Raw genomic sequence first — 9,030 nt, 5'->3', positions numbered from 1 at the left:
GGTTTAGGCGGTCAGAGAGATAGCGGAGAAGATGCGTAATGCTTGGAGTATATCAGGACAGGAGCTAGCACTGTATCTTTTATCACATGCTAGTATGAAGGCGACTATTCGATGATATAGAGTGCCCCATGGAAAATAAATAATCAAAAAATCGTTTCCTGAAGACAAAGATTTCAGGAGATATAAGTTTTTTACGCTTTCTCCAAGTACTATAAATGGAAATTCCGGAACAGTTAAAATGTAGACATGTTAAATAATGGGAGCGCGGGTTCTGCTGCGATTGCTACAGCCTTGACAGCCTGGTTGAGAGCGCCCGCTCCGATGGCCTGCAGTTCTGCACAGCCCTTTTCTCGTAAGACCCCCGCTAAAGCTCCGGCAACAGAATTCGGGCTTGATTTTGCTGACACTTTCAATACTTCCACAAACTCAACCTCCCCTGTTTTTTTCCCTCCAGTATTATTAATATGCAGTTAATGCTATAATCATATCATTTATGGAAAAATTTCGCAAGGTTAATTTTTTATTATATTAATCCGCTTGATCACCTCTGTTGTACCTCTTTCCTGATCGATCTCCAGGAAAATGGCATTTAATTGTACTGGCCCCCTTGCAACCTCGAAACGTACTGGCCTGAGAGATAAAAATTTCGAGATCACTGATTCCACCTGTACACCCAGTACGGAATCCCGCGGCCCTGTCATGCCCACATCTGTGATATAGCCTGTTCCCTTTGGTAAAATCCTTTCATCAGATGTTTGAATATGGGTATGGGTACCGAGTACCGCACTTGCACGGCCATCCACATACCATGCCAGAGCTAACTTTTCTGATGTGGCCTCAGCATGGAAATCAACAATGATCACTTTGGTTTCTTTTTTTATTAAAGGAAGTAGGTGATCAAGTAACCTAAACGGGCAGTCAAGTGGTTGCATAAAAATACGTCCGGATAAATTAATGATGCCTATTTTGGTGTTGTCATCGATACATCTTATTGCATAACCTCGGCCGGGGGTGTCCGGGGGATAATTGGCCGGCCTAATTATCCTATCCTCTCGATCAATGAAATCATAGACTTCTTTTTGGTCCCATACGTGATTTCCCATGGTCAGCATATCTATTCCGGAGAGGAAAAGCTCATCCGCTGTTTTTCGGGTAATACCGTTCCCCCCTGCGGCGTTTTCTCCATTAGCAATAATCAAATGTGGATCATACTCTGCCCTGAGAGGGGGAAGCAATTCCTTTACCGCGCGGCGGCCAGGGCGCCCAACAATGTCTCCTAGAAACAAAAACCGCAATAAGCTTACCTCCTGGAAATAGAAGTCAGATGCCGGAAGTCGGTAGTCGGTAGTCGGTAGTCGGTAGTCGGTAGTCGGTAGTTGCCGGGAACCGCTTCCGATGGTTCTACAACATTACATAGCTCCGGCCTTCTGTATTCATCTTCTGATAGTGCCACCTGGGCAAAGCATCTTATTTGTTGTAAACCACCACTTTCCCCTCGTCCCTAAGTGCGATCAACTCTATATTCGCTTTTACATTTTCCAGCATATAACTGACCAGTTCCTCATGCAGGGTCAAATCATCTATAAGCTGAAAATCATCTTCATCTGTGATCAGAGAAACTCCGAATTCCTCTCTGAGCAATGCTATAATCAGGGTAATCTCTTTTTGGGAAAGAGATATAATATCTCGTTGATATTCCATAATTGTAAAGTAATCCAGCTGCCTGAATAAAAATGAGTATAATTTCGCTTCTACTTTTTCCAGATAATAGAACGTCTGTAATGACTGCTGTAGATATTGTTCAATTGACTTCACTGGCTGAGGCATGTTCTTGAGATAAAAATTAAACTTAACTACCTGGGTTTTTGGATCCAGTTTTATCGTGGCAATTTCCGGGTAGTGGATCAGGATATTAGTCAGTAAATTTGCTATATGAGGTACACTGCTGTTTTTATTATAAGAAACTGTCACTTTTTATATCCCTCTCCCTTATAGAGGTCTGATGCCGGAAATCGACTATTTTTTATCCTCTGCCTGTGCCACATGGACGGCATTGCCTCAATCAAAGTATTCTGTTATATCTTCGCCAATAAGTGTGATTATCCTTCCTCATATCACTTTCCTTTTCCTTGTATCTAAAATAAAAAAAGACCTGCCGCTAAGAGCAGGTCTTAAATTTTCCAAACTACTTGGCGTATTCCACATGCCTTGTTTCACGAATCACAATAACCTTAATTTGTCCAGGATATTCTAAGCTTTCCTCTATGGTCTTTCCTATTTCTCTGCTAAGGTGAGCTGCCTGAAGATCATCGATCAGATCAGGCTTAACCATAATTCTGATCTCTCGCCCTGCCTGGATGGCATAGGATTTATCGACACCATCAAAAGAATCTGCGATCTCTTCCAGTTTTTCGAGCCTTTTCAGGTATGTCTCTAAGGTTTCTCTGCGCGCTCCAGGCCGTGCAGCAGAAATAGCATCAGCGGCTTGTACAAGTACCGCTTCAATGGTCTCCGGTTCCTGGTCACCATGATGAGCCATAATACAATGCACTACTTCAGGATTTTCCCGGAATTTCCGAGCAAGGTTAGCTCCAATGGTAACATGTGGGCCCTCCATTTCATGATCAATGGATTTACCGATATCATGCAACAGACCCGCACGCTTGGCCAGCTGAACATCAGCATCCAATTCTGCTGCCATGGTGCCTGCCAGATAAGCTACCTCAAGAGAGTGTTTTAAAACATTTTGACCGTAACTTGTTCGGAACTTCAACCTTCCCAGGTATTTGATCAGCTCCGGGTGCAGATTGGTCACACCCGCTTCAAATGCTACCTGCTCCCCTTCCTCCCGGATCTTCTGTTCTATTTCTTTTTGAGCTTTCTCTACCATCTCTTCTATCCGGGCGGGGTGAATTCTTCCATCGGCAATGAGCTTCTCTAAAGCAATCCGTGCTGTCTCACGCCGGATAGGGTCAAAACCGGACAAAATTACAGCTTCAGGAGTATCATCAATTATCAAATCAACACCTGTTAGGGTCTCCAGGGTTCTGATGTTTCTTCCTTCCCTGCCGATGATTCTTCCTTTCATCTCATCATTGGGAAGTGGAACCACGGAAACAGTTGTTTCCGCAACAATTTCAGCGGCACCTTTTTGGATTGCCATAGCCACTATCTCACGTGCTCTTTTTTCAGCTTCTTCTTTGGCCCGGGTCTCCTCTTCTTTAATAATCAGCGCTGCTTCACGCTTAACTTCTTCTTTAACTTTGTCCAGAATCAGAGTTCGTGCCTCTTCAGTCGACAATCCTGAAATGCGCTCCAGCTCTATTATTTGCTTGTTGAGCACCTCTCCGAGCTGATCACTCTTGTTTCCCAGATCCTGTTCCTTTTTGAGCAATTCATTTTCTTTTCTCTCAATGTTCTCCAGTTTCCGGTCGAGTGTTTCTTCTTTTTGGAGAAAACGCCGCTCCATTCGCTGGATCTCGTTGCGCCTCTCCCGGTTCTCACGTTCGGCCTCAGTTCGTACAAGATGGATTTCTTCTTTTGCTTCCAGAATTGCTTCCCTTTTCTTGGCCTCTGCTTCTTTTTCTGACTCTTCTATAATGCGCTTAGCCGCCTCTTCCGCTGAAGTAATCCTGGCCTCTGCCAGATACTTGCGCAGCAGATAACCGACCAGCAGCCCCAACAGGAGCGCAATAACTGTAAGAATTCCGTAAATTGTTGGCGCCAGGTTATTAATACCTTTCACCTCCCTCCATTATATTCCTTCTTTTAAAAATAAAACCGAGTAGAAACTCGGTTTTCCTAGAAACTTCCCCACATCAAATATTAAATTTTGATTATTAGCCAAATTACATTTTTCTATATAAAAACCTGTGGAAGAAGTTCTATTCATTGTTTCTGCTTAATAAATTCTATTATCGTTTACGGGACATGTCAAGAAATATCCTTCGATCGAAAAGCTTATGACGAAACCTGGTCATCCGAATCCTGCTGATTGTTTTTTGGCTCGGCCGCAGCCTGTTCAGGACTGGCCAGTCCTCGAATCTTATCCTCAATTTCCTGAGCAACATCTGGGTGTTCTTTTAAAAATTCTTTGGCATTTTCCCTGCCCTGCCCCAGGCGTTCCTCACCATAAGAAAACCATGACCCTGACTTGGAAACAACACCGAAATCCAACCCGAGGTCTAAAAGACCGCCTTCTCGAGAGACTCCTTTCCCATACATGAGGTCACACTCGATCTGTTTAAAGGGAGGGGCAACCTTATTTTTAACAACTTTAATTCTGGTGCGGTTGCCTACTACATCTGTTCCCTGTTTAATCAAATCGATTTTTTTGACTTCCAGTCTGATGGAGGAATAAAACTTCAACGCCCTACCACCTGTGGTGACCTCAGGGTTACCGAACATTACCCCTACCTTTTCCCGGATCTGGTTGATAAAGATAGCTGTTGTTTTGGTTTTGCTGATAACGCCGGTTAATTTTCTCAAGGCCTGAGACATTAAGCGTGCCTGCAGACCAACATGGGTATCTCCCATTTCTCCTTCCAGTTCAGCCCGCGGCACCAGGGCAGCCACAGAGTCGATAACAACCACATCCAGTGCACCGCTTCGCACAAGAGTTTCTGTGATCTCCAGGGCCTGCTCCCCGCTGTCAGGTTGAGAAACATAAAGATTATCGATATCGACCCCTAGATTTTGTGCATAAACCGGGTCAAGTGCGTGTTCAGCATCAACGAATGCTGCCACTCCCCCAGCTTTCTGTGCTTCAGCGACAATGTGCAGGGCTACCGTTGTTTTACCGGAGGCCTCAGGCCCATAAATTTCGACAACTCTCCCCCTGGGAATACCTCCAATCCCCAGGGCTAGATCCAGCGGAAGATTCCCGGTGGGTACAACCTCAATATTGAGCTGTGCCGGAGTATCCCCCAAACGCATAATAGAACCTTTTCCAAAAGCTTTTTCAATATGTGACACTGCCAAGTCCAAAGCCTTCAGTTTATCGCTCATTCCTCCACATCCCTTCAAAACAAATGTTCGAAACAGTTTTTAACATTATATTTTATATGGGAATCGTTGTCAACGGAGAAAGTGGCTCTTATTCCTTTACCTGGAAAGGATATCTCGCCAAAGCTGTATATTCCGGCCCCTCAGGTGTTAGTTTGCTTGCCATCAAATATATTTCCCGGACAAGAAACTTTTCAACAGGAACAAGACCTGCCCTTTCTCTGATCATCTTCTCCAGTGCGTCATTTCCACTGCGAAATCTTCCAAGAGTTATATGGGGGTTGAATCTTTTTCTCTTCTCCTCCGGAAAACCGATGCTGGCTAAACCTGTTTCTAATTGATGCCATAAATCCTGAAGGAGTTTGATCTCCCCTTTTAGAGATAGAGAAAGAACCCGTGGGCGGCGCCAGTTGGGAAAGACCATCAACTCCCCGCACTGTAAATTAAAGGTTTTTATCTCTGCTGTCAAGGTCTCTAAGAATCTCTTTGCTTTTTGGATCTCTTCACAGGTAAGGGAACCGAAAAACTTCAGGGTAAGATGATAGTTTTCTTCCTCTACCCACCTTATATCAAGTGGTAATTGGTATAGCGATGCAGTGGATTGATAAATACCCCTTTTAATCCATGGCGGCAGTAAAACAGCTATAAAAGAACGTGTCAGATCACTCAAAACTAATCAGCCTCATTAGAATTTATTAGATACCGCCGCAGGAAATCCAGTGCTCTTCTTGCTGCAATTGTCTTTAATGTCGACCTTCCTACCCCAGGGTAGTAGATTTTCTGGGCGAGTTCTTCTCCTTCGGGTGTTGATAATCCCAGGTAAACTGTTCCTACAGGGTTTTCTGGTTCTCCACCTTCGGGGCCAGCCAAACCGGTAGTCGCCAAACCGAAGGAGGCATTCATCAGTTGGCGCACACCGCCGGCCATTTCCTTTGGCAGTCTCAGGGCTTACCGCACCATATTCTTCCAGAGTATTAGGGCTTACACCAAGGACCTTTTCTTTGACTTCAGAGCTGTAGGCGACAACTCCACCCCGTACATAGCGAGAACTTCCGGGCACATCGGTCAGGTAACTTGTGATCAGGCCTCCGGTACAAGATTCGGCAACACCCACTGTAAAACCTTTCTCAGCAAGGAGCTCCCCCACTTTCCCCATCAGGGTCTCCTCATTTACTCCATAGAGATCGCGGCCTAAAAGGGTCTCTATTTGCTCACCCAGTTCTTTGAGCAGGTCATTCTTTTCGCTCTTCTGATCACTCAATTCCAGAATTAACTGCACCTCATCAGGACCTGATAGAAAGCCGCACTTGATATCAAGTTCCCTGGCTTCTGCTATTACATCCTTTAGCCTTTCACAAACAATGGTCTCCCCGCAGCCACAGATTTTGAAGGTATAAACCGTATGGTAGACAGGTGGAGGGTAGTGTTTGATTATATAGGGCTTCACCTCATGTAAAAACATTTCCCGCGCTTCAGCCGGTGGGCCTGGGAGAACAACGATGGTCAGGCCTTCATCATAAGGGATCAAGATGCCAGGAGCCGTTCCCAGGGAGTTACGAAGAGAATGCGCCCCACACGGCAGATATGCCTGTTTCATATTGATCGATGTTGCAGTTAAACCGCGTTTTTTAAAATAGTGCTGAATTTCCTCCCAGAGATCTGATCTAAACTCCATAGGCATGTTCAGTGCTTCAGCCACAGCTTCCCTTGTTACATCATCAGGGGTTGCCCCTAAACCCCCTGTTATAAAAATGAGATCAGCACGGCGCAGTACTTCAAGCACTGCGCCCGTTATTTCTTCGATTCCATCATCAACGGTACTGATCCTTTTTATTTCATATCCCAGTTCTGTTAACTGGCTGATCAGAAACGGTGTTGTTGTATTTTTTGTTTTATCATGTAAGAGCTCACTGCCTGTTGAAATTATTTCCACCCTAGTTGTCATGGAACACCAACCCTCATACAAATATTTAATTAAGGACTTCTCTTCCCCCGATTATTTCCCGCAGTCCATCACCACTGAGGTACTCCTCATCCACCAGCAGTTGTGCTATCTTTTTGAGTGCTGCCAGCTTACTGTCTAAAATCTTCTCCACGATATTCTCTTGCTGGCTGATGATCTCCTGTATCTCCTGATGATAACATTCACGAGGAATAATCTCCTCCCAAATCACCCCTAGAGAAGAAAGGCCTGCTGTTATGATCTGCCGCGCACATTTTACAGCTTCATGAAAATCATTGCTGGCTCCGGTGCTTTGTGAGTTCAAAACAATTTTTTCAGCCACTGCCCCGGCCACACAAATCTGGATCTGCTGCTCCAGGAAGTCCCTGGTATACAGGTACAAGTCATCCTCCGGTACCGCCCTCATATATCCTAAGGCCTTGCCGCGAGTTGTTACTGTGATGTGAGACACAGAGCCGGGTCTGTTTAATTCACTGAGCAAGGCATGGCCTGTTTCATGGACAGCAATACGATAGCGCTCACCATCACTGGGCTTCCTGTCCAGTTTTTCACCCATCATCACCTTATCAACCGCTTCTTTGAAATGGTGTTGGTGAATAAGAGGTGATTTTTCCCTTAAAGCCAGGATTGCCGCTTCATTGGCCACACTCTCCAGGTGGGCTCCTGAAAAACCGAAGCTCTCCTGTGCAATATCATCTAAAGATACATCATCAGCCAGGGGCTTATTCCGACAGTGTATCTTCAGGATATGCAGGCGTGCCGCCTTATCCGGAAGATCAACACGTACAATTCTGTCAAAACGCCCGGGTCTTAATAATGCGGGGTCCAGCATATCATCCCTGTTGGTGGCTCCCATCACAAGAATGCGAACATCGTCATCATTTTTCACCCCATCCATTTCCACCAACAGCTGGTTCAATGTCTGGTCGTATTCCATGTGTCCCGTATGGCTTCCCCGCTGACTGCCAAGGACATCAATCTCATCCACAAAGATAATAGCGCCATCCTTTTTTTCTTTTGTGGCCCGTTCCTTTGCTGCTTTAAACAGCTGGCGTACACGCTGAGCACCAACTCCGGCATAGACCTCGATAAACTCGCTGCCTGATGTTGCCATAAAAACTGAACGGGTATAAGCGGCTGCTGCCTTGGCAAGCAGCGTTTTCCCTGTGCCCGGCGGACCGGTGAGCAGGATACCTTTTAGCGGTCGGATACCCATATCTGTTATTTTACTCGCATGCAGCACAAAATCCAGGGCTTCCTTCAGTTCCTGTTTCGCGGGAGCCTGCCCCCCGATGTCATCAAATGTGAAATCAACCTGACTGCTGTACCCTGTAAACTGGGAACTGGTAACCAGGCCTTTTTTATCCATCAGCATAAAAATGAAGAACCCCAGCCCTGCCAGCAGCAGTATGGGAATTATATTCTGTCCCATTAAAATCAAAAAAATCAAAACAGCTATAGAGGCACCTAAACATAGTTCTTTAATCAATTGCTATCACTCCCTGGTTTCTCCTGCTCCCCTAACTGGTTCAGGTGAGGAATCACTTCATAAACAGAAACTCCGCAGGTGATCGCCTAAGTTCTTGCGGTGCAAGCAACGCAGTATAAAAGCAAAATTTTATTAATTCGCATTTTTTAAACCAAACAGGCAGGAAAAAACATAACTAATGACAAAAACCTCCTGGAAGCAACAACGATCAAATCATCATTTCCAGGAGGTGTTACCACCGATGTCGAAACGGTGGCTCAAAGATTTTCTTCGATACATCAACAAGGTATTCCTGCCTGAGGGCTGTACAAAATGGGCAAAAGATGAAAGAAAAGATCCAGAGATAGAACCGGGTACTATCTGGGTAACACTTCTGATAGGCTTTGCTTTGCAGGTGCAAAGTTTGGAAGAACTTGAGCGCAGAGCAAAAGAGAGTTTTAAAAAGCTTCTACCCAGGAAACAGAGGCCACCCTCGGCAGATACCATCCGTCACAGTTCTATTGGAATGGAACTGGAACCGATTAAAAAGCTGTATATAGCAGTAATCAACAAAGCACGGCGCAGCAAGATGTTG

At 45.2% G+C, this 9,030-nt stretch carries 9 protein-coding genes and 2 pseudogenes; 1 reads left to right on the top strand and 10 read right to left on the bottom strand.

What is annotated here, in order from left to right; genetic code table 11:
- Nucleotides 1-275: 275 nt before the first annotated feature.
- The 10 genes and pseudogenes from SSCH_RS12965 to SSCH_RS12930 form a co-directional block, all read right to left on the bottom strand.
- A pseudogene (locus tag SSCH_RS12965) lies at nt 276-422 on the bottom strand (stage V sporulation protein S); the annotation flags it as partial.
- Nucleotides 423-512: 90 nt separating this feature from the next.
- Complete coding sequence (locus tag SSCH_RS12960) at nt 513-1,295, bottom strand: TIGR00282 family metallophosphoesterase (protein ID WP_044665831.1); 783 nt, start codon at nt 1,293-1,295, stop codon at nt 513-515.
- A gap of 5 nt (nt 1,296-1,300) precedes the next feature.
- The gene (locus tag SSCH_RS19530) at nt 1,301-1,453 is read right to left on the bottom strand and encodes a hypothetical protein (RefSeq protein ID WP_198142468.1); all 153 of its coding nucleotides are present in this window, start codon (nt 1,451-1,453) and stop codon (nt 1,301-1,303) included.
- A gap of 14 nt (nt 1,454-1,467) precedes the next feature.
- Nucleotides 1,468-1,971 carry a hypothetical protein gene (locus tag SSCH_RS12955; RefSeq protein ID WP_044665830.1) on the bottom strand — a complete coding sequence of 168 codons (504 nt, stop codon included), beginning with the start codon at nt 1,969-1,971 and terminating at the stop codon, nt 1,468-1,470.
- A 214-nt stretch (nt 1,972-2,185) separates the two neighbouring features.
- Entirely contained in the window at nt 2,186-3,736 is a 1,551-nt protein-coding gene (gene rny, locus SSCH_RS12950; protein WP_232294473.1) for a ribonuclease Y, read from the bottom strand.
- Nucleotides 3,737-3,960: 224 nt separating this feature from the next.
- Nucleotides 3,961-5,007, bottom strand: coding sequence for a recombinase RecA (gene recA / locus SSCH_RS12945; protein WP_044665829.1), 1,047 nt, complete (start codon nt 5,005-5,007; stop codon nt 3,961-3,963).
- An 88-nt stretch (nt 5,008-5,095) separates the two neighbouring features.
- On the bottom strand, nt 5,096-5,674 hold the full coding sequence (thpR, locus tag SSCH_RS12940) for an RNA 2',3'-cyclic phosphodiesterase (RefSeq protein WP_044665828.1): 579 nt from the start codon (nt 5,672-5,674) through the stop codon (nt 5,096-5,098).
- Between the two features lie 2 nt (nt 5,675-5,676).
- Complete coding sequence (locus SSCH_RS22065) at nt 5,677-5,907, bottom strand: CinA family protein (RefSeq protein ID WP_408645738.1); 231 nt, start codon at nt 5,905-5,907, stop codon at nt 5,677-5,679.
- 37 nt (nt 5,908-5,944) lie between these two features.
- Nucleotides 5,945-6,949: pseudogene (locus tag SSCH_RS12935) on the bottom strand (CinA family nicotinamide mononucleotide deamidase-related protein); the annotation flags it as partial.
- 25 nt (nt 6,950-6,974) lie between these two features.
- Nucleotides 6,975-8,456, bottom strand: coding sequence for an AAA family ATPase (locus SSCH_RS12930; protein WP_044665827.1), 1,482 nt, complete (start codon nt 8,454-8,456; stop codon nt 6,975-6,977).
- A 241-nt stretch (nt 8,457-8,697) separates the two neighbouring features.
- On the opposite strand from SSCH_RS12930, the gene SSCH_RS12925 reads away from it, so the two are divergent.
- Nucleotides 8,698-9,030, top strand: a 333-nt coding sequence (locus SSCH_RS12925) for a hypothetical protein (RefSeq protein ID WP_044665826.1), incomplete at its 3' end; no start/stop codon positions are given.

Origin of the sequence: Syntrophaceticus schinkii, from assembly GCF_000946815.1 — a bacterium.
GTDB lineage: Bacteria > Bacillota > DSM-12270 > Thermacetogeniales > Thermacetogeniaceae > Syntrophaceticus > Syntrophaceticus schinkii.
Note: the sequence above shows the minus strand (reverse complement) of the source record. Positions and strands in the feature narration are given on the sequence as shown.

What these genes read in the sequence shown, in the direction of transcription:
- recA (WP_044665829.1), bottom strand. Translation starts at nt 5,007, where the DNA reads ATGAGCGATAAACTGAAGGCTTTGGACTTGGCAGTGTCACATATTGAA.
- SSCH_RS22065 (WP_408645738.1), bottom strand. Translation starts at nt 5,907, where the DNA reads ATGAATGCCTCCTTCGGTTTGGCGACTACCGGTTTGGCTGGCCCCGAA.